Source organism: Mucilaginibacter sp. 3215 (assembly GCF_050433785.1).
Lineage (GTDB): Bacteria > Bacteroidota > Bacteroidia > Sphingobacteriales > Sphingobacteriaceae > Mucilaginibacter.
Map to the genome: position 1 here is coordinate 59,952 of NZ_JBNPWO010000020.1, position 22,339 is coordinate 82,290.

Genomic DNA, 22,339 nt, shown 5'->3' on the forward strand with positions numbered 1-22,339 from the left:
TTAAAGGGTTCTCGTATTATCTTTGCCTCCAACATCTATGAACATCCTCATCGTAAACAACACCCCCATCCCGGCAACAAAATATGGCGGCACCGAGCGTATCATCTGGTGGCTTGGCCACGAGCTGAATAGGATAGGACATAAGATTACCTATTTGGTAGGAGCGGGTTCAACTTGTCCGTTTGCGAGGGTGCTGATCTACGATCCGGCTGTTGACATAAACCAACAGGTGCCCGATGATATTGACGTGGTACATTTTCAGTTCCAGGTGAGTGATTTTACTAAGAAGCCTTATATCGTTACGGTACATAATAACCCGGGTGGTGTGCAATTAGATGTTAACTCGGTATTTGTATCAGCGAATCATGCGCAGCGTCATGGTTCAACGGTTTTTGTACACAATGCTATAGATACAGCAGACTATCAGAAGCCCGATCTCAACAATAAACGCACCCATACCCATTTTCTGGCTAAAGCAGCCTGGCGGATTAAAAATGTAAAAGGGGCCATCGATGTAGCTACCATGAGTGGTAATAAACTGGTGGTACTTGGAGGTACCCGGCTTAACTTAAAAATGGGTTTGCGTTTTACACCTAACCTTAATGTGCGTTTTAAGGGAATGGTTGGTGATGAGGCAAAATCGGTAGTAATGAACGGTTCAAAAGCCCTGCTTTTCCCGGTACTGTGGCATGAGCCATTTGGAATTGCTATTGTTGAAAGCCTGTATTTTGGCTGCCCGGTTTTTGGTACGCCTTACGGATCGTTGCCCGAGCTGGTGCCCGCTGAAGTTGGCTTGCTTTCTGTAAGTAAAACAGAATTAGCAGCCGGACTAAAAAATGTTGAAAGCTTTAATAAACAATATTGTCATGAGTATGCTGTCGATAATTTCAGTATCGGCAAGATGGCAAAGGAATATTTAGCGCTGTACGAACGGGTTTTGAATGGTCAAGTGTTAAATTCAGTCAAGCCCGAACTGATCAACCGTGATCAGCCTAAATACCTGCCTTGGAATAATTAAAATTCGGCTATTTTTGAACATAAATATTTTTAGTGGATAGTTCATCAGCTTCAATTTTCTCTTTACAAAAGCGGCCTTATCTTATTGTGCTGTTATTGGCTATCGTGCTCAATGTAGCAGGTATCGGCATCAAATTCTTTACCGATGACCCGGCGCTGTATTCGGCTCTTTCAAGGAGCATGGCACAAAACAATAATTTTACCGATCTGCTATATCACGGTGCCGACTGGCTGGATAAACCGCATTTCCCCTTCTGGATTATCGCCATCAGTTTTAAAGTGTTCGGTATAAATACCATTGCCTATAAATTGCCCGCCCTGCTGTTTTTTTTCATGTCGGTGGCGTACACTTACAAGCTTGCCAAAAAGTTTTATGGCGATGAAACAGCTATTATCGCTATCCTGATCCTGCTTACCGCTCAACACAGCGTAATGTCAAATACGGATGTACGTGCCGAGCCTTATATTATGGGCCTGCTCATGGGGGCCGTTTACCATTTTTATAAAGTAAAAGAACGGTTCAGCATGGCCGATATGCTGCTGGCATCAGTATTTACTGCCTGCGCAGTGATGACTAAAGGCATCTACCTGCTCATCCCGATTGGGGCGTCAATTATTGGCGATTATTTATTTCAAGGAAATATCAAAGGCGTGTTCCATTGGAAATGGCTGCTCTCGTTTATATTGGTGGTGATATTTACTTTACCCGAAATTTATTCGGTATATACCCAGTTTGATCTTCACCCCGAAAAAGTTGTTTTCGGTCGCACCGGGATTTCAGGCATCCACTGGTTTTTGTGGGACAGCCAGTTTGGGCGTTTCAACAATAACGGTTATATTACGAATACACACGGCGACAAACTATTTTTTGTTCATACCCTGCTGTGGGCTTTCGCGCCATGGGCTATTCTCCTGTTCTATGCACTTTATGCTACCGTCAGGAAAATGATTAAAGGTATAACCCAGCCCGAGTATCTATGTATCTCGGGAAGCGTATTAATGTTGCTGATCTTTTCGGCATCGAAGTTTCAGCTGCCATTTTACACTAATATCCTGTTCCCATTTTTTGCTATTATAACCGCGGTTTTTATTAGTTCGTTAAAAGCTGGCGCCGCGTTAAAGTTTTTCAAGATAGCTCAATACATTATCACAGGGCTTTTATTGGTAGCTGTTATAGCGCTTAATTTCATTTTCGCGCCCGAATGCTGGCCTGTTTTTGTTTTGTTGATTGCAGCGTTTATTGGGTTGTCCATCTACATTTATAAAAATCCGACACAAATTTACCAGCCGGTATTTTTGTTTACCTGTGCCGTATCGGTACTGGTGAATGCTTACCTCGTAACCGTTGCTTATCCTATTATTGTTGATTACCGGGGAGATCTTTCGGCCGCCGAATACCTCAATCAAAACTATCCGCAGCAAAAAGTAAGCGCCGCGGTTTTATCAAATACCTTCGATTTTTACTACAAAGGCGAAGCTACTTATAGTAACGTTGACGATATTCTAAAAACAGACCATCTGAAAAGCCGGATTATAGTAGCCGATGAAAAAGCGGTAGCCGAATTAAAAGACAAAGGGATTGCTTATACTATAATAAAAGCTTTCCAGGATTTTCCTCATGAAAACCTGAGCCTGCCCTTTATCATCAAAAAGAGGAGGAGTACTACTTTGGATCAATTTTATCTGATCAGGATCAGGTAGAGCAATGCCCGCTATAAATTGGCAATGCCCCAATTAACAACTACCTTCTTGTTTAAACGCCTTGGCGGGAGCAACTGTTTAGGCCAGGTTGGTAATTATAGGGTGATAACACATAACAATCAAAAGGCTGTCCCTCAGGCAGCCTTTTGATTGTTTAAATAAATTTACCAGCCCGGATTTTGCGTCAACGCGGGATTAAGGGTAATTTGTTGTGCCGGGATCGGATATAAATAATTTTTTTCCGAAAAATTACGCGCTGTATTGTCAAGGATGAGCTGACCGTTGGCATCTAATGCGTTGGTAGGAGCAGGCTTTAACGGGTTTGGTCCAACATCGGCCTGTGTACCTTTAAATTTAATGCCTACTGGCCATGGGCTTACAAAAGCACTGATGTTTCCATAGGCGGTACCGCCGGTGTTGCTAACCAGGTCGGTAGCGGCACTATGCCAGCGTTTGATATCGTCAAACCTGAAGTTTTCATAATAAAGCTCAATAAAACGTTCCCTCCTGATCTCCGTACGCAGATCCAATCCGTTTGCACCTGCGAAACCATTGGTTAATGGCGGCATATTTTTATTAACGCGCAGGCGTACCAGGTTGAGCGATTTGTTAAGATCAGCATCTGTTATGGCACCGTCACGTTCATAAACTGCTTCCGCATAGTTTAGCAGTACTTCGGCATAGCGGATCACCGGGTAATCTTCCGACTCTTTGGTATCCGGGCAGTTGCGTTCGGTTACCCATTTTTGATTGGTATAACCGCCAATCTTAACAACTTTTCCCATAGATAAAGCGATATCAGCGGCGTCATTTAGCCAGGTTACCCGGTAATTGGCGTTGCCATACCAGTAGTACATATTGTTAACCTGGATAGTATACTTTAAACGATTATCGCGGTTTATAAATTCCGATCCGTAAGTTTCAAAACCCTGGAACAGCGGCGATTTTTCAATAGGCAATCCATCCTGGCATAAAAACGCGTTCACGTATTTATGCTGAGGCCCAATCTGCGTTCCCTGCCGGCTAATATTTGTTCCGATTGTTTTGCTCACATCGTCATAACGGTACGATAAAAGGTACTCATGATTAGCAGTTTTGGTAACGGAAGCCGGGTTTGATTTTAGATTTTCGAGGATAAAAAGGTACTTCTGCGCGGAATCACCCAATATGGTACTGTTGCCGCCCAGTGCATTTGAAGCCGGGGTACCGAAAAGTGCAAACTGATTGCTGGTTATCACCGCGTTGGAAGCCGCGGCCGATTTATCGAGCAGCATATTATAACGGGTTGCATCACCGTTTCTGAATTTTTGCCATGTGCCTTCATAAAGTGCAACCCTTCCTAAAAACGCTTGCGCGGCAGGTTTGCTCACCCGGCCAAAATCTGCAGAATTGGCTAAGATGGAAGCAGGCAGATTTGGTATGGCTGCTTCCAGATCAGCAACAATCAAATCAACTATCTGATCGCGTGATGCCCTGGTGCCATAAAGTTCGGGCGAATCAAGGTTCAGCGTTTTGGTGATCAGCGGAACCCCGCCATACAATTGCAGTAATTCAAAGTAGCAGTAAGCCCTGAAAAATTTGGCTTCGGCAACAAACTGGCTGATGCTGGCCTGATCGGGGAAAGTGGCGGCCTTTTCAAGTAAGTAGTTGCAATTCCTGATCCGGGAGTAATTATTATTCCAGTACGAATCACTTGCCGGTACTGTATTGATACCTGCGCCATACACGCCACCTCCGCCAAATACATCGGCACGCCCGTCATAATGCGGGTTATCTGCAAACGAATTGTTGAAATTACGGAGATAACCATAATATTGGTTGGCAAATGTTTTAAAATCACTGGCCGACTTAAAATATGCCGGATCCGATAGCTGGTCCTGCGGTTTAAGGTTAAGTGACTTGTTGCAGGCGAACAAGCCTGTAACAATAATTATTGAAAGGATACTGAAGATCCTCCGGTAAATATTTTTCATAATCATTTCAATTAAAAAGTAATGTTTGCGCCTACGGTTACATACCTGTAAAATGGATAACGCTCGTTGCCTGCAGTGGTCCTGGTCATTTCAGGATCCCAGCCATCATGAATTTTGCTGTATTCCCACAGGTCGCTTCCCGAAATGTAAAACCTTAAACGGCTGATAGCTTTGGTGCGCTCTGTTAACGATTTTGGTAAGGTATAACCGATAACAAGGTTTTTCAAGCGTACATAAGCGCCGTTTTCAACAGACCAGCTTGAAATCTGGTAGTTGTAACCATTAATTCCATTGCTATGCAGGTTAGGGTAATAGGCATTTGTATTTTCAGGGGTCCAGGTTTTACCAACCCATTGGGTGGTTTGCGCCTGGTAAACGGCGGCAAAAGGTACGCGCCAGTTATTTGCACCACCATTGGCCCTGAATATTGTCCGTTTACCTACTCCTTGAAAAATGCTTGTAAAATCAAAGCCTTTCCATTGCAGGCTTAATGTCAAACCAAAAGTATAGCGCGGAATGTCGCTGCCTAAATAAACAAGGTCGCCCATATCTTTTGCCGATGTACCTGTAGTAAGTTTACCATCGCCGTTAACATCAACAAAATAATTATCTCCCGGACGTAAGCCTGAGTTTTGACCCGGCAGGTTGGTTAAAGGAGTGGCTACAGGGATGCCGATAGTATTGATCACTCCGCCGGGGGCATAATAGGTGGAGTTATAGGTATCAACCTGTGCCTGTGTCTGGAAACGGCCTCCGTATTTAAGGCCGAAATACGACCCAAGCGGGTAGCCCTCAACAGTGGCGTTATAACCTGCACCTAATGCCGGAACGCCATTAAAATATACCAATTTGTTTTGGCTGTTGGTAATATTACCCGAAATACTGTAGGTTACCTGCCCAACATGGTCTCGCCAGGTTAATTGTCCTTCCCATCCCCAGGTTTTCAGATCGCCGTTATTTGACTGGGGCGCGCCGATACCCAAAACAGCCGGATAGGTAACACTCACCAGCATGTTTTTATTCTGATTGCGGAACACTTCAAAAGTTCCGTTTAAGCGGCCGTTCAGCAAACCGAAATCAATACCAATGTTCCGTTTAATCACTGTTTCCCAGGTCCTGTTGAGCGAAACCAGGTTTCCCGTGGTTGTAGTTGCGGTTGCGAGTGCCGAACCTAAAAGGGTATTGCTATTGCCGACATTAAGCGATTGCAGGTAATCATAAAGGCCGATACCGCCCTGGCTGCCCGATGTAGCGTAAGAGGCCCGTATCTTTAACTCGCTAAAAATATTTGTTTTCTTGATGAAGCTTTCTTCGCCTAAGCGCCAGCCGCCCATTAGGCTGTAAAATGGTTTCCAGCGTTTATCCGCAATAAATTTTGAAGAACCATCATACCTGCCGGTTCCTTCAAACAGATATTTGCCTTTATATGCGTAGGTAGCTCTTGCAAAGTATGAACCCAGGGCGTAGTGGTTGCGCTGTTCGTCGTTGGTTACAAAACCGGCCAACGAACTGCTCAGCCCTAAATTTAAAGAAGGTACATCATCGCTGCCCAAATTGTAGGTACGGGTATTAAACATATCATACTCATCTCTTTCGTAGGAACTGCCGATCATTAAAGATACATCATGTACACGGTTGAAAGTATTGGCATAGGTTACGCGGCCAATGAGGTTATAATATTTATCGTTGATATTAGCACGGAAATAGTTTTGGCTTCCTCCCGAAGTACCACCTGCCGGTGCGGTAGTCCCCGTCAGGTATTTATCATCGTATGAATAAAGACGAACTGTTTTGGTTTGCACACGGTCATCCTGCCACCAAACGTTATAACCTGCTGTTCCGGTAAAGGTAAGGTGCTTCATGAAATTATAGGTAAGCGTTGAGTTTAACAGTGCCCGGCTATTGTTTTCCAGGTTGTCGCCCCCATCCCTTAATAGTCCAGCGGGGCTTGTTACTCCTCCCCACTGATATGGCCGGCCAGATTGCGTGAACATAGGCAAACCGATCTGAAATCCGTTTCCGAGCGCACTGTAACTTCCCGAAGTATACATGGTTGGCTGTTGAATATTATTTTGCTCAAGCGCAATATTGGTTTCCAGTTGCACTTTATCGCTGAATCTGTAACCGTTATTAAGCCTGAGATTATAGCGTTGATTACCGTTATTGCCAATCCGGAGCTGGCTGCCGTCATTTAAATACCCTAACGAAACACGATAAGTGTTTTTTTCTGTTCCGCCTGATACCGAAAAATTGTGTTGTGTTGAAGTAGCCCTCCCCCATATGTACTGTTGTAGTGATACATCAATAAAGTCAAGTTCCTTTACATCGAGGAATGCCGGCACAGGCAAGCCGTTATAAAACGAATTTGCAGTGATACCTCCGGTGGTGTTTCCGGGAATCTGTGATGCCAGTACCACCGTGCCTTTATTGGCCAGCGCAAAATTGGCCAGTTGGTACCAAAGGTCGGTTGTTGGCGCTACTCCATAATTATCATTTGTTCGGGCCTGAAGCAGGCCATTTGCCCATTGGTCAATATTTGTCATTTTAGGCTGAAGACCTAAAAATTTCTCAGACACAGAAGGGTCATACTGGATCACCATTTTACCTGCTTTACCTTTTTTTGTAGTGATCAGTACAACGCCATAAGCAGCGCGTGCACCATATATCGAAGCCGAACCATCCTTCAAAACCGAAATATTGTCGATATCATTGGGGTTGATGGAGTTCAGTTCATTGTTATTATTAAGCGCGACCCCATCTAAGATCACCAAAGGGTCTTGCCCGTTAACGGAGGTTGCTCCGCGGATCTGGAAGTTCCAGTTTTCGCGCCCTGGCTGCGCCGAACTTCTGGTTACCACCAAACCCGGAACCTGGCCCTGTAAATTGGCAATAGGATTATTAGTTGGCCCGCGGTCTTCAAAAACTTTTGAGCTCACCGTGGCAATAGCGCCTACCACCGACGGTTTCTTTTGTGTACCGTAAGCAACTACTACAACCTCTTCCAGATCGCTTCTTTTGCCTGATAACTGAATGTTAATAACAGGGTCATCGCCAACAGTGACTTTACGCGTGTTATAACCCAAAAAAGCGAAAGATAACTTTGCTCCGGGATTAACGGTTAATTTGTACTTGCCGTTTACATCAGTTTGAACGCCATTGGTAGTGCCAATAACCTGCACAGTTACACCAGGCAGGGGTTCCCTGGAGGTTGAATCTGTGACAGTACCGCTGATTTGGCGGCTTTGCGCCGCAGCATGATAGCCCATGCCTACCAGCAGCAAAAAAACTAAAAGGCACCTTGCCGAATACTTTTTTTGGTAAAAAAAACTCATAGTTCTTAAATTTTAGGTTTATGACTTAGTGTAATGATCGGCGCTATCCGCTCAATCACCATAAAGACACACGCAGGATTTTATTATACTCATTAATGAATGAGATTCTTTTTAGTGGAGGGATTTGCCGGTACAATTAAGAGATTCAGCTCAGTGATATGTTTAAGTACTACCTATGATATGATTAAAAGGTTATCATAGTGAGTGATTTTACCCCTGCGGCATGTGAGCAAAATTTGGTAAGGAATCGGGTATTGATGACAAGATCTTGTCAGTGTTCAATTTTTTAAAAAGCAGCTGTTCAACTTTTGGGAATGCTATTTTGTAATAGCTTGATTATCAACGATAGTTTGTTCAAAACACGGTTTGATGTATTTTAAACCAAATGTAAGTTGCTGATTATTAGTGCTATTTTTTTGGCGAAAAATACCAGGTGTTCACACTTTTTAAAATTGAACACCTGTGAAATGGGTAATCATCCTTATGTTTTCGAACGCTCAATACAGGCCGCTAATACAAGCTCAAGCACCGGCCTTGAAACAGGTTTGCTAAAGAAACCGGTCACAAAATCATAGCTGAGTGCCCGCTCCTTGTCGGTTGGGTCAATTGACGACGAAAATACATAGAGCAGTGGTTTAACCGGCAGTATGGATTGCAGATCCACAAAACCTTCAAGAAAATCCCAGCCGTCAAACCTGGGCATCCTGATGTCCAGAAAAATAACGTCCGGGCAATCCGCCGGGTTATCTGTCAATGATTTTAACGCATCTTCACCGTCGTAACTATGTGACACGGGTTTAAAATCTTCAATTCCTGCAATAAGCTTGTCCAGTATAATATGGTCAAGTTTACTGTCATCAATAAAGAGTAATCGGAACATAATTGGTAATTATGATATTGTTGCATAAGTTAAGATATATTATCCACTTTTTAAAAAAATGGATAGTATTACTACGCTCAACCTGCAATTGGGAAAAGTTATTGTAGTATTGATTAATTTATTTATAAATTATGTGTGGTTCTATTTTTGAAAGTAATAGCTAAAAGGGCATGCATTTCGCTTTTGCGCATACATACCCTTTTTAGTTTTAATGAACCAGGAATATCACCGGTACCGGAGAAGCAAGCTTATAATTTGGTTAAAGCTATAATGTAGCGCTTTTTTCAACAATTACATTCCTTGCGCGCATATAGGTGGTTCCGGTGGGACCGGGTGATCCTGACGATCCTTCCATTTGGTAATCAATAATGATATTCAGATTTTTCCCGACAAAGTTAGCGCCCGTTTGGGTGCTTTTTAAAGAACCATCTATCCAGTATTCGATGGACACATCGGTCGCATTGGTCTTGGTCATATAAACCGAATAAGTGTGCCAGTTTCCGGGGCTGGAAATAGTTGTACCCACACTCGACCAGCCTCCGCTCGCATTTTTGTAGGTATTTGTCCAGCAGGTTGCACTTCCTTTAAATTCCATAAAGTCACTTTCGGGTGGCCATGAGTCTGCTCCGGTTACCCAAAAGGCAGGCCATGTGCCAGTTTGTGATTCGCATTGAAATTCCCCTTTGAAATGCCACTTAGGCCAGGAGTCGGTTACTACAGGTACGGTCTTGGCATAAATTGTCCCTGAGTAATAATGGATCGGTAAATATGGATCTTTATTGCTGTTGCCAACGCTGCCGCTGGGTGCACTGGTTAGTGTAAGCACCCCTCCGGAAACTGAAATATTTTGAGAGCGCATACGGGCAGACCCATTATGATCAGATCCCCAGGGATACAGATCATTCCAATAAGTGCTGTACGAGCTAAAGGAGGTAGAAGGAATGACATTTACCCATGATACCGTATTGGTTGCAAGATGACTGGCTGAAGTATTTACCGCGGAGTTGGCGGTGGCTGCATTATCTTTTCTACATGCAAAAAACGATGTAATCACAATAAATGCGATTAAAACAAAAGTTAAATTTTTCATAATAAAGATTTTTTAGGTTAATAGGTGTGCTTCTCCCGATAGTTGATGAGAGTACTGGTTAATTGGTGTCACAAATTAACATACTTAAAATCCCATGGATAGGGGGCAAAACTGGAATTTATGGGGGTTATTATATATTAATATTATAATATAACGAGACGATAAAGCTATTGGAGAGAGCGCCCCGAAATGCCCGGAAATGAAAAAGGTTGTTTTCGGGATGAAAACAACCTTTCAGAGCTTACTGTTGCCGGTTATTTCCAGATAGATTTCAACCCGGAAATGCTGATATTATTAATGGCTAATTTTCCGGTGGTTTTAACTGCAAGGTTGTTGAAATCATCGGTTGGGAAATAGATTGCAGTCATGGTGGTTAAGCCTCCGTCGGCAAATAACTCTACTGATGATTTGTCGACTACTAAAATGAGATCTGAATTTTTAGCAGCGCTTTGCCGCGGTGCGGTAAAACGGCCGGAGAAATTCTTTTGGAAATCCATTTTTCCGGCTTTGGTACGATCTATATAGTATTCATCTTTGGCAGGGTCGTAACCAATAAGCAGTTCTTCACCTTTAGTGTTTGATAGCCTGATGCTATAATCTTTTAAGGTAGCAAAGCTCAATTTTAAAACGTACTGACTTTTGAGTTTATTAATTTTTGAACTAAGATCAAGAGACCTGTTAACCACGGGCTGCTTTAACACAATTGTTTTTTCTTCAATATTTTTTAGTTCAGCCACAGGTTTGGATACCAGTAAAATTTGGCCTTTGCTTTGTTTCAGACTAAGCTCACGTGGGATGGTTGCGGCATTACGCCAGGCCTTTGTGGGCACCTGATTAGCATATTGCCAGTTACTCATCCACCCTAAAAATATTTTACGGCTGCCGGTATTGCTCCAGGTAATGCCTGCATATTCGTCGGGACCGTAGTCAAGCCACCTGGTATTTGAATCAAGGGGGCTAAACTTATTCCCATCAAAATTTCCTACAAAATATTGCGTTGCTGAACCGCCGTTAGGCCCGCCGGGATTAAGGTTTACGATCAGGATCCAGTAGGTTTTTCCGTTCATTTTTAGCGAGAACAGATCGGGGCATTCCCATACGCCACCGTGTGCACCTGCCTTGATGCCGAACTCGCTTTCTTTTTTCCAGTTTTTCAGGTCAGGGGCCGAATAGAAGGAGATGTGATCTTGCGTTGCAAGGGTCATTACCCATTTTTTCTCCGGGGCATACCACATCACTTTGGGGTCGCGGAAATCACGGACTCCAGGGTTTTTCAAAACCGGGTTGCCGCTGTATTTAGTCCATGTGCTGCCGCCATCCAGGCTGTAGGCAAGGCTTTGGTTTTGAAACTTATCGGTACCCTCTTTTTCTCCTTTAGGGTCATGATGGGTGAATATGGCCACCATGGGTATTTTGCCATTTTTACCAAAACCGGTTGTATTATTGGAATCGACAACAGCGCTACCAGAAAAAATATATCCAAGGCTATCCGGATACAACGCGATAGGTAACTGTTTCCAGTGGACCAGGTCCTTACTTTCCGCATGCCCCCAGTGCATTGGTCCCCATACAATGTCTTTAGGATAATACTGGAAAAATAAATGATAAGTATGGTTATAATAAACCATACCGTTTGGATCATTCATCCAATGTTGGGCTGGTGAAAAGTGTACCTGGGGACGATGTTCATCGTCATAAGGTTTTGGGGAGGAATCCTGAGCCTTACAAATACAATTTAAAGCAATAAGGAGAGGCAGTATTAATGTGCCGCATTTTGTTTTCATAATTTAAGCTTTTAATAGGTTATACATTTGGCAGGGTATGCAAAAACTTATGGTATTTGGTATAAAAAAGGGAATCCCGGCCTAATAATTCAGGCCAGGTTTCCGTTGTTTAATTATAGTTTAATAGCCAGGGTTTTGTTTATATAAACCGTTGGTGAACGTAATCTCCGATTGCGGAATCGGGAGGTATTCATCTCTTCCGGCGGTAAATTTAGCCGTTGCTAAAAATGGCCTCCTAACTTTTTCAACATTAATGTAGTCGTTTAAAGTTTTTTCTGCAATCCCCCATCTAACTAAATCAAAGAAACGTGCCCCTTCGGTAGCAAATTCCAATCGCCTTTCCCATTGTAAAGCCTTGCGGGCATAGTCCTGTGTCCAGTTTGCCGGGCCATAGGGTTTTATATTGTAGGATGAAGGGAAAGTTCCATCTAGCTTTTTAAGTCGCCCTGTACTGGCTGCTGCCCTGTTTCTGATTTGATTAATTAATGGCAGTGCACTTGCCTGTTGCCCTAACTCAATATAAGCTTCGGCCTGCATTAATAAAACGTCATCATACCTGATGATATCATAATTTTTTGCCGAGCCCATAAACGGTCCCAGTTTAAAATAAGATGCGCTTGTAGCTAATTGCTGGTTACGCATAGTATGAAAGTTGCCATAAACTCCCGGGTCGCGCACCCAGCTATTGCTAAATGGTTTGGTGTTATCATATTTATACGGATGCCCGTCTATACCAACAGTATGGTCTAACCTGGTGTCGACAGTAACTTTTGACAGATCGGCTATGCTGTTATTGAACGTATCAAAGTTAGGTAAACCATTGGCATCAGTTGTATAGGCATTTACTAAATTCTGACTTGCAGCATGGAACCCGCAGCAGCCATATTGAGGTGCCCCGTGCGGATAGTTCAGCCCATCTTCAAAATTTAAACGCCCGGCGGTAGTACCATCATTGATAGTAAATTGTATGGCGAATACTGATTCGGGCCCGTTCTCTGTTTCGGGTAAAAAGTTATCAGCAATATCCGGGCTTAGCGAGTATTTGCCAGATGCTATCACCGCTTGTGTAAGCGTAACAACTTCCTGGAGCCTTGTTTTATTGATATTGATCACATGGTGTTTATCATCCTGCTCATAGGCCTGGTACAATCTTAATTTAGCTAAATAAGCCTGTGCATTTACTTTATTGGCCCTCGCTAATTCAGGTTGTTTAGCCGGCAAATTATCAACTGCATATTGAAAATCATCGGCAATTTTATTCCATGAATCTTCGTTTGATAAAGTGTTTGAAACCTTCAGAATGTCGGCAGGAGTTGCGGTTTCATCAAAAATAGGGATGTTTTTGTATAGCAATTTCATGGTAAAATAGCTATGTGCCCGCAAAAACCTCAATTCGGCCAAACGGATCTTTTTGTTTGGGAATTCAGCATCCGAAAGGGAGTTAACTGCCCTAATTGCCACATTTGCCCTTGAGATAGATTTAAACAAATTTTTCCAGGTGCGTGACACAAACGAATCCATCGAGGGCGTTACCAGGTTGTAATGTTCCAAAGCGTCAACTTCGCCAACATCTCCTGTGCCGCCGCCACCTTTATAAGCATCATCTGAACGGACGCTGCCATAAGCCCAGTCACTATATATTGGCCCTATCATATCGCCATTCCCGATAGCTGCATAAGCTGCGGTTACCAAACCTTCAACGGCGGCCGGTGATTTTAAATCTGAAGGAGATAATACACCCTTTGGAGTATAATCTAATGCTTTTTTACAGGAACTAAAAATAATCAGCCCCGATAAAATAGTTGTTACTAATATTTTCGATTTCATATTGAATGATTTTTTTCGTTAAAATGATGCATTGACGCCAAAGCTGAAGATCCGTGGAATTGGGATAGGGTTGAGGTCAATCCGCTCAGGATCGGGGCTCAGGTACTTGCTGCTTTTTACAGTAAAGATGTTTTCGGCCATGGCAAACACCCTTAACCTGGTAAATACAGCTTTAGGTAAAATGGTATATCCAAGTTGAAGGTTCCTTAATTTGAAATAAGAGGTGTTTACAATGAAGTAATCGGAAGTACGGCCTTCGTTGTTATTGTCTTTTAACGTTAATGCCGGTACATTGGTGTTGGTATGCTGCGGTGTCCAGCCATCAAATACGCCGGGGCCAACGTTTTCGCGGCTGTGCATCAAATTGTTAAACAAGGTATATACGTCAAACCCCTTTCGGCCGGCAACACCTGATCCGAATATGGAAAGGTCGAATTTTTTATAGGTGAGATCAATTCTTGCGCCGTACTCTAAAGCCGGTAAAGTAGTACCTATCCATGTTTGATCGTTGGCATCAATTTTTCCATCGTGATTGATGTCTACATAGCGGATCCTGCCCGGACCGGCGCCGATTTGCGTTGGGGCAGCATCAACTTCGGCCTGCGATTGGAAAAGGCCATTGGTTTTATAACCAAATATATCAAACTGTGAATGCCCAATGATGGTATTGTCTATATTGCCCGGGTAAGCTGGTCTAACGTTCTCCGGTAAATCGGTGATCTTATCCCTGAAATGAGAGAAGTTTAAAGTCACATTGTAATTAAAATCTCCTGACCGTTGGCCGTGGTACGTTACTAAAAACTCCCAGCCTCTATTAGTTTTTGATGCACCGTTAACGGTTTTAGATTGTCCTTCACCCAGTGCGGATGCAACCGGAGGAGTAATCAGGATGCCGGTGGTTTTCCGGGTAAAATAATCGAATGAACCCGAGATTTTGCCGTTTAATATAGCAAAGTCTAACCCCGTGTTTAGTTCGTCGGTTGTTTCCCATTTAAGAGCAGGGTTTGCTGCCTGGGTCTGAACAAAGCCTGATGGCAGCGCTCCTGTATTGGCGCCGGATAATGAATATGCGGTACCAACGTTCATATATTGTTCCCAAAAGCCTGGCGTAAGTTGGTTTTGGGTGGTGCCGTATCGTGTGTTATAAAGCAAGTAACGCGACAGGTCGCCAATTTCCTGGTTACCTACCCGGCCTACGCCGGCCCTTAATTTAAGTTCAGAGAATATACTGCTGTTTTTCAGGAAGTTTTCCTGGTCTATTTTCCAGCCGATTGAGGCGGAAGGGAAAATACCATATTGGTTGTTGGTACCGAACCTTGATGAACCGTCGCGCCGAACGGTAGCCGACACTAAATATTTGCCTGCATAATTGTAATCAAAACGACCGAATTGCGAAAATAAGCTATTACCTATTGACCTGCCGGTAACAATGGTATTTCCTGTGCCGGCGTCCAACGTAAAATAATCTTCTGTTTGGATTGTATATCCCTGTTTTAAGGTTGTTTGAAAATCAGTAAAGGTTTTAATATACTCTGTACCAACTAATATTTTAAAATGATGCTTGCTATTCAAATCATAGCTGTACCTCAAGGTGTTAGAAAGCGTGGTGCTCAGGTAATGATTCTGATCAAAAAACAGGCTGTTGGTGGTGCGGTTTAATGCACCTTCCGAAAAAGTTGGCGTAATCACCTTGCTCAGGTAGTCTGCATTATCGGCGCCATAATTTGACCGGAAGTATAAATTCTTGATGGGTTGTACTTCTAAAAATACGTTGCCGAATGTGTTTAACCTATTGGCGTTATTCCATTTGGCAAGGTCCTGCATGTGCAATGGGTTGTTCCTGTCAGAGTAACCAGCCCCTGATTCGCCGGCGTAGGTTACACCATCTTTTTGATACACCGGGATGGTTGGTGCCAGCGTAACCGCCAGGAATGGAGTAGTAGCGCCACCCAGGTCCGTTGTGGTAAGGGTTTCGTTTGAGTTGGTGATTTTTATATTGACGCCGAAGGTAACTTTGCCATCAAAAGGCCGCGTTATGGCATTAATGCTACCGGTGGTACGTCCGTATTTGGTAAAGCGCACAAGGCCGGTGTTTTTGATGTTTCCAAAATTTATTTGGATAGAAGAGTTTTTGTTGCCTACCGAAGCCGTGAAATCATTATTGTAAACAAAAGCGGTTTTATATAATACACTTTGCCAGTCGGTATCGCCGGCGGGAGTGTTGGGGTCGCCACCTACAAACGGTTTAGGCGTAACGCTGTTTAAAACCGGTTTTCCAAAATTATTGTTCCAATCAAAGTTATAGATCTCGCCATAACCTGCGGCGGGGTCCTGACCGTCATTAACCGAGGCTTGCCACAATGCCCTGCCTCTGTCAACCGAGTTCAGCATTTTAAACCTTAACGATTTTTCGGACTGGATTGAAGTACTGTTATTGAACTGGAACTGTACCTTACCCTCGGTGTTGCCGCCATTTTTTGTGGTAACGATAACAACGCCGTTAGACGCGCGTGAACCATAAATTGATTCGGATGAGGCATCTTTTAACACCTGAACTGATGCAATATTTGAAGGCGAAAGGTTTTGAAATACTTCCGGCCGGGTAGTCGGGATTCCATCAATAATATACAGCGGGTTATTGTTGCCCAAAGTATTGGCCCCCCTGATTAGGATCCTGCTGGTTGCACCATTGGCCGAGCCATCTTTTTCAATATATAAACCCGCAACCCGGCCCTGTAATGCCTGCATGGTATTTCCCGAACTATTGTTTTTTACCGGCGCTAAATCAACAACCGCAACCGCGCCTGTTAAATCTTTCTTTCTTTCAGAAGTGTAACCGGTTACAACTACTTCATTCAGCTTGTTTTCCGCGTCTTTAAATACTACGTCAAGTGTTTTGGTATCCGCAGTGATAGTAACCAGTATTGGTTTGGCACCTACATAAGAAAACCGCACCGACTGACCGTTTTTTACGGCGATACTGAACTTTCCGTTTGCATCTGATAGTGTTGATTTTTGGGTTTCAACAACCACTATAGTAACTCCGTCTATAGGTTTCGAGGAGTTGTCTAACACGGTCCCGCTTATGGTGCGGGATTGTGCATATCCTTCAGTTATGAGCAGTATAAGAAAGGAACAAATAAGTAATAATTTTCTCATTGATTTTTGTTTAAGTGTAATTGGTTGGTTAAAACATTTTGTTTAAGTGTAATTGGTTGGTTAAAACATTTTGTTTATAAAGTCTTGGTATTCTTTGATTTTATAATCCGGACAACCTCCTTTCTTTGTTGCAATAAAACCGCCCATCGCTATTGCATTTTTTAATAAAATTTCTGGTGATTCGCCACGGTAATGGTTGGCTATGAATGCCGCTAAAAAGGAATCGCCGCTGCCTATGGTATCCCTTACTTTCACCTCACGCCCGGCAATGTGATAGGCTTTATCTTCTTTATAATAAGAAGCGCCGAATTCGCCTTTGGTAACTATGATCTCAGGTATGTTAAAATGATCCTGAATAAATTTGATCTGTTCCGATTCCTTCCAGAATGAACCCCTGAACAGGCCCTGCACCATTTCAAGCTCGGCCTGGTTAAATTTTACAATGTTGGCTTTGTGTAGCAGGTCGGCCAGCAGATCGCGGCTTATAAAAGGCGGTCTTAGGTTAATGTCGAATACCTTGATAGCATCGCTTTCCAACAGCTCAAACAAAGTATTACGCGATACGCTGTTCCTTGACGCAAGGCTGCCGAAAACGAAATAGGTTGACGGCCTGATCTGTGTTTTAATATGCTCGCTGTCATTAATAAAATCCCAGGCTACAGGAAAAATAATCTCGTAGGATACCTCGTTGCCGTTATTCATTTTGGCTATCACCTGGCTGGTTGGGTGTTCGGTATCTGTTTGCAGCAGGTGTTTTTTTATGCCCCAGTTATCGAGCAGGTTTTCAAGCTTTTGGCCATCGGCATCATTACCTATTTTGCTTACCAGGCTGGCAGGCATGCCCAGTTTATTAAGATGGTATGATACATTGAGCAATGCTCCGCCGGGTTGGGGGCCATCCGGCAAAACATCCCAAAGTATTTCGCCATAGCAAATGGCCGGTGTCAAGGTATTTGTATGTAAGTTCATCATAGCTGATCCTGATTAATGCATTACCATGTTAGTTTCAATTTGCTCCAGCGATCTGCCTTTGGTTTCGGGCATCAACCTCCACACAAAAATTAACTGGCATATCATCATGGTGCCGAAAAAGGAAAATGTTATTGTGCCGCCAAGTTTTTCGGCGAAATACGGAAAGGAGAAAGCGATGAGTGCTGCCATAATCCAATGGGTTGAACTGCCTAATGTTTGGCCCTTTGCACGTACCTGGTTTGGAAAGATCTCCGAAATAAATACCCAGATAACTGCTCCCTGCGAGAACGCAAAGAATGCAATGAATAGCATCATATATGCAGGTATGGCAAAGCCGCTCATGTTTCCGGAGTAAAAGGTGTAGGCAACCAGGAACAGGGAAATGATAAGGCCAACCGAACCAATAAGCATTAGGATCCGGCGCCCTACTTTATCAATAATATTAATGGCGGCAAGGGTGAATATAAAGTTGATTGCCCCAAGGCCAACTGTTGATAGTAATGATGAATGGGCGCCCAATCCGGCCATTTCAAATATGCGCGGCGCATAATAAATGATAGCATTGATGCCCGAAACCTGGTTGAAAAATGCAAACAGCACGGCCAGTATAACCGGGGTTTTATATTGCCCCGAAAAGAGGCTGCCGCTTGAAGCCGTATCATTTAAGGTTGAATTTTTTATAGATTCCAACTCCTCATCGCAGTTGAGCGGGTTAATGATCCGTAATATGCCGAGCGCTTTTGCCATTTCGCCTCTTTTCAGGATCAGCCAGCGCGGGCTTTCAGGTATAAAGTAGATCAGCACAAAAAACAACGCTGAAGGAAAGGCTTGTACACCAAGCATCCACCGCCATGAAGTTTCGCCAACCTGGCTTATCAGGTAGTTGGACAGATATGAGATCAGTATCCCCAATACCACATTAAACTGAAACAGGCCCACCAGCCTGCCACGACGGTCGGCAGGTGAAACTTCTGAAATATAGATAGGTGCCGTAACTGATGAAATACCAACGCCGAGGCCGCCCAGTAGTCTGAAAACCAGGAACACATACCAGCTATCAGCCAGTGCAGTACCCAATGATGATAGCAAATACGCGGCAGCTACAAAGTAAAGCGTGTTTTTGCGGCCAAAAAGGTCTGAAGGCCGGGCCCCTAATAATGAGCCGATAACCGTTCCTATTAATGCAATAGATATGGTAAACCCATGTTCTACTACAGATAAGTGCCAGAATTGCTGGATAGATTTTTCGGCGCCCGATATTACAGCTGTATCAAACCCGAAAAGGAAGCCACCAAGGGCCACGACCATGGACCAGGCCAGGACGGAGTGTTTTCTCATAATAATTATAAAGGTGTTATATTGGATTTACTGAGGCCAAAGTAGGGTAATGGGCCATGTGAGAGTTATTGATTTTGTATCAATAAAGTATAAAAATCAATCTTGTTTTATCTTATTGATTTTCAGTTATATAAAATTGCATAGGCTATTATTTTATAATCCAATGTTTGTTTATGTTACCCGTTACTTTCAATTTGGTTACATCAGCCCGGTTGTTAGGTAGGTTGCCCGCCCCCATAAATTTGTTTTTCAGGAACGTTTATAGATATCTTTACTTTGTTTAATCCTAAAAGGGAAAAAATAAACCAATAATTAATCCTGTTTATTACCTTTTTCTTCCAAATAATCTGAGCTTATGACCTTGCTTAATAAATGGCATGCAAAAAACATACAGACCGGTATCATACTGATCGGTTTTATGATGCTTATTGCTGCCGGTTGCAAGCGGGCCGATAAAACATCACAGTATACTATAGGGTTTTCGCAATGTATTGGTTCTGATCTCTGGCGTCGCACGATGCTTGATGAAATGAGGATGGAGCTTTCATTACACCCCGACGCCCGGTTTATTTATGCCGATGCGGACGGTAACAGCAGCAAGCAGGTTGAACAGGTGAAAAAAATGCTGGATGATGGTGTCGATCTGCTGATTATATCACCCAATGAAGCGCAACCCCTCAGCGGAATAGTGGAACAAACGTACAACAAAGGTATTCCGGTAATTGTGATCGACCGTAAAACATCATCAGCTTTATATACAGCTTATGTTGGTGCGGATAATTATCAGATAGGTAAAATGGCGGGTGAATATACAGGTGCTCTTTTAAAGGGAAGGGGGAACGTTGTAGAAGTTATGGGGCTGCCCGGCTCGTCTCCGGCTATTGAAAGGGACCGCGGCTTTTCTGACGGGTTAAGGAAATACACTGATATTAATATAACCGACAGGATATATGGCGATTGGTTAAAGGATAGTGCTAAAAAGCAATTGACCAGGATTGCACCTGTTATAAAAAATGCAGATGTAATATTTGCACATAACGACGTAATGGCCCTCGGAACGAGAGAGGTGCTTGACAACTTTAAAATTCATGGCACCAAAGTGTTGGGCGTTGATGCCTTGCCCGGGCATGGAGGTGGCCTGCAAATGGTTGCTTCAAAAACTATCAATGCCAGTATGCTATATCCTACCGGGGGTAAAGAAGCAATTATGACCGCTTTCAGGATCCTGAATAAAGAGTCGTTCGCAAGGGAAAACCTGTTACAGTCGGTTGTTATTGACTCTGCCAATGTACAGCTAATGAAAATGCAATGGAGCAAGATCAGCAGTCAGCAGAAAGATATTGAACGGCAACGATCATTACTGACGGAGCAGCGTGAGGTGTACAACAGCCAGCAATTGGTTTTAAACGTAATTGTAATGTCGCTGGTGTTAGCTATCGTTTTTGGCGGTCTTGCATTTTACTGGCTCATGGAAAACCGGAAGATCAACAAAAGCCTGGAGGTTAAAAATAATGAAATTCTGCAGCAGCGTAACCAGTTGATCGAGATGTCGGCAAAGGCTGAAGTAGCTACGGAGGCTAAATTGCAATTTTTCACTAATATTTCTCACGAATTCCGTACGCCGCTCACACTTATCCTCTCGCCAGTAGAAGATATGATGAGTAATGAAAAGCTAAACCTGGTTGCAGGGAAAAGTCTGAAACTGATCCATAAAAACGTATACCGTTTGCTGCGCCTGGTTAACCAATTAATCGAGTACCGTAAAATAGAATATGATAAACAACAGATCAATGTATCACCCAACAATATTGTTGAATTTGCCAGGGAGATCATCACCAGCTTTCAGGAAAATGCCCAGAAGCGTAACATCAGTCTGAGCCTGGTAAGCGATGAGCAACAGATAATTGTTTGGTATGATGTTAACCTGTTAGATAAGGTGTTTTTTAACATCATAGCTAACGCGCTGAAATTTACCAACGACAATGGCCGTATCCAGGTTAGTTTCAAAAATAGAGATGACAATTCTGTTGATATTGCCATCCAGGATAACGGGATCGGTATGGAGCCGCAGGACACTACCCATGTATTTGAGCAGTTTTACCAGGCGGAAAACAGCTCTTCAGGAGGATCTGGATTAGGGCTTGCGCTGTCAAAGGAAATCGTGTCCCTGCATCATGGCAGTATCGAAGTTAGGAGTAAAAAATGGGAAGGGACTACTTTTACCATTAACCTGCTGTTGGGAAATAGTCATTTTGACCAAACTGCACAGGAGCACGCTAATGCAAAACAAACAGGTATTGAAGAGCGGGCAAAAATTTATGTTACAGACCTGGCAGCACCTGTTACATTAACGGATGAAGGGCAAATATTCGGCACGCCCAGGGAGCAATCCATATTAATCATCGAAGATAATAAAGACTTGCTGAGCTACCTGAGTGAAAAACTGGGAGCTACTTATGAGATATTTACAGCCGATAATGGCACAGGCGGATTAAATGAAACCTTTGAGCGTGTTCCGGACCTGATCATATCTGATGTGGTATTACCGGGGATGTCTGGCAAAACTTTAACAGTAAAACTGAAAACTGATGTCCGTACTTCGCACATCCCTATTATTCTTTTAACGGCACAAGGTAGTGTTGAACAACAGATAGATGGGATTACCTGCATGGCCGATGCCTACATTGTTAAGCCGTTTAACTTTGATTATTTACTCGCTACCGTGAAGAATTTGATCAAAAGCCGGGCAACACTTAAAGAACATTTTACCAGTGATGTAAGTAAATCAACTGTGCCTGTCTCAAAAGCCCTCGACAAAAAATTCCTGAATGATTTTGCCGGTATTGTAGAACAGAATTTAGCGAATGAAAACTTTAGCGTTGATGAAATATGTAAACTGATAGGAGTTTCAAGGATCCAGCTTTACCGAAAGGTTAAAGCGTTGCTTGGCTGCAGCATCTCCGATTACATATTAAACCGACGGCTAAAAAAAGCGAAATATTTGTTAATGAATGAAGGGTATCCGATATCTGAAATAACCTATATGGTGGGTTTCTCTACACCAAATTATTTCTCCACGGTTTTTAAAGCAAAATATGGCTGTACGCCAAGCGAGTACAAACGCAAGCAACAGCATTCATAAGTTTTATTTTCTGATCATTAACGAAGGAATAAACGTTAGCTATTGGTATAACAAAGTAACATCGCATGCACGGTGCTTAAAACTTTTTTTGCCAATCCCTGTTATTCCTGCATCGAAACAGCCT

Annotated in this window: 12 protein-coding genes; 3 read left to right on the forward strand and 9 right to left on the reverse strand. The window is 43.1% G+C overall.

The annotated features are described in order from the left end of the window. The first annotated feature begins 37 nt into the window (after positions 1-37). Together ABIC84_RS23645 and ABIC84_RS23650 are read left to right on the forward strand one after the other, a co-directional pair. Positions 38-1,018 (forward strand): glycosyltransferase, encoded by a 981-nt coding sequence (locus ABIC84_RS23645; RefSeq protein ID WP_429265160.1) that lies wholly within the window; start codon positions 38-40, stop codon positions 1,016-1,018. A gap of 32 nt (positions 1,019-1,050) precedes the next feature. Further along, positions 1,051-2,718 carry a glycosyltransferase family 39 protein gene (locus tag ABIC84_RS23650; RefSeq protein ID WP_426581922.1) on the forward strand — a complete coding sequence of 556 codons (1,668 nt, stop codon included), beginning with the start codon at positions 1,051-1,053 and terminating at the stop codon, positions 2,716-2,718. 164 nt (positions 2,719-2,882) lie between these two features. Here the strand turns inward: ABIC84_RS23650 and ABIC84_RS23655 are convergent, their stop codons facing one another. From ABIC84_RS23655 to ABIC84_RS23695, 9 genes are all read right to left on the reverse strand, one after another. Continuing rightward, positions 2,883-4,691 (reverse strand): RagB/SusD family nutrient uptake outer membrane protein, encoded by a 1,809-nt coding sequence (locus ABIC84_RS23655; RefSeq protein WP_426581920.1) that lies wholly within the window; start codon positions 4,689-4,691, stop codon positions 2,883-2,885. An 11-nt stretch (positions 4,692-4,702) separates the two neighbouring features. Beyond that, a complete protein-coding gene (locus tag ABIC84_RS23660; RefSeq protein WP_426581918.1) occupies positions 4,703-8,023 on the reverse strand; it encodes a SusC/RagA family TonB-linked outer membrane protein in 3,321 nt (1,106 codons plus the stop codon). A 481-nt stretch (positions 8,024-8,504) separates the two neighbouring features. Then, positions 8,505-8,903 (reverse strand): response regulator, encoded by a 399-nt coding sequence (locus ABIC84_RS23665; RefSeq protein ID WP_426581916.1) that lies wholly within the window; start codon positions 8,901-8,903, stop codon positions 8,505-8,507. A 265-nt stretch (positions 8,904-9,168) separates the two neighbouring features. Beyond that, positions 9,169-9,993: a family 16 glycosylhydrolase gene (locus tag ABIC84_RS23670; RefSeq protein WP_426581914.1), complete on the reverse strand. Its 825-nt coding sequence runs from the start codon at positions 9,991-9,993 to the stop codon at positions 9,169-9,171. A 254-nt stretch (positions 9,994-10,247) separates the two neighbouring features. Then, the gene (locus tag ABIC84_RS23675) at positions 10,248-11,777 is read right to left on the reverse strand and encodes a glycoside hydrolase family 32 protein (RefSeq protein WP_429265161.1); all 1,530 of its coding nucleotides are present in this window, start codon (positions 11,775-11,777) and stop codon (positions 10,248-10,250) included. 120 nt (positions 11,778-11,897) lie between these two features. Continuing rightward, complete coding sequence (locus ABIC84_RS23680) at positions 11,898-13,604, reverse strand: RagB/SusD family nutrient uptake outer membrane protein (protein WP_188833462.1); 1,707 nt, start codon at positions 13,602-13,604, stop codon at positions 11,898-11,900. Positions 13,605-13,622: 18 nt separating this feature from the next. After that, on the reverse strand, positions 13,623-16,763 hold the full coding sequence (locus ABIC84_RS23685) for a SusC/RagA family TonB-linked outer membrane protein (protein ID WP_429265162.1): 3,141 nt from the start codon (positions 16,761-16,763) through the stop codon (positions 13,623-13,625). A 60-nt stretch (positions 16,764-16,823) separates the two neighbouring features. Continuing rightward, the gene (locus ABIC84_RS23690) at positions 16,824-17,735 is read right to left on the reverse strand and encodes a carbohydrate kinase family protein (protein WP_426581907.1); all 912 of its coding nucleotides are present in this window, start codon (positions 17,733-17,735) and stop codon (positions 16,824-16,826) included. Between the two features lie 12 nt (positions 17,736-17,747). Further along, a complete protein-coding gene (locus ABIC84_RS23695; protein WP_429265163.1) occupies positions 17,748-19,073 on the reverse strand; it encodes a sugar porter family MFS transporter in 1,326 nt (441 codons plus the stop codon). Between the two features lie 355 nt (positions 19,074-19,428). On the opposite strand from ABIC84_RS23695, the gene ABIC84_RS23700 reads away from it, so the two are divergent. Continuing rightward, on the forward strand, positions 19,429-22,215 hold the full coding sequence (locus tag ABIC84_RS23700; protein WP_429265164.1) for a hybrid sensor histidine kinase/response regulator transcription factor: 2,787 nt from the start codon (positions 19,429-19,431) through the stop codon (positions 22,213-22,215). Positions 22,216-22,339 lie beyond the last annotated feature (124 nt).

Excerpts from the sequence above, each read along its gene's own strand:
- ABIC84_RS23695 (WP_429265163.1), bottom strand. The coding sequence starts at position 19,073 with ATGAGAAAACACTCCGTCCTGGCCTGGTCCATGGTCGTGGCCCTTGGT.
- ABIC84_RS23680 (WP_188833462.1), bottom strand. The coding sequence starts at position 13,604 with ATGAAATCGAAAATATTAGTAACAACTATTTTATCGGGGCTGATTATT.
- ABIC84_RS23700 (WP_429265164.1), top strand. The coding sequence starts at position 19,429 with ATGACCTTGCTTAATAAATGGCATGCAAAAAACATACAGACCGGTATC.
- ABIC84_RS23685 (WP_429265162.1), bottom strand. The coding sequence starts at position 16,763 with ATGAGAAAATTATTACTTATTTGTTCCTTTCTTATACTGCTCATAACT.
- ABIC84_RS23655 (WP_426581920.1), bottom strand. The coding sequence starts at position 4,691 with ATGAAAAATATTTACCGGAGGATCTTCAGTATCCTTTCAATAATTATT.
- ABIC84_RS23670 (WP_426581914.1), bottom strand. The coding sequence starts at position 9,993 with ATGAAAAATTTAACTTTTGTTTTAATCGCATTTATTGTGATTACATCG.
- ABIC84_RS23690 (WP_426581907.1), bottom strand. The coding sequence starts at position 17,735 with ATGATGAACTTACATACAAATACCTTGACACCGGCCATTTGCTATGGC.
- ABIC84_RS23675 (WP_429265161.1), bottom strand. The coding sequence starts at position 11,777 with ATGAAAACAAAATGCGGCACATTAATACTGCCTCTCCTTATTGCTTTA.
- ABIC84_RS23665 (WP_426581916.1), bottom strand. The coding sequence starts at position 8,903 with ATGTTCCGATTACTCTTTATTGATGACAGTAAACTTGACCATATTATA.
- ABIC84_RS23645 (WP_429265160.1), top strand. The coding sequence starts at position 38 with ATGAACATCCTCATCGTAAACAACACCCCCATCCCGGCAACAAAATAT.
- ABIC84_RS23660 (WP_426581918.1), bottom strand. The coding sequence starts at position 8,023 with ATGAGTTTTTTTTACCAAAAAAAGTATTCGGCAAGGTGCCTTTTAGTT.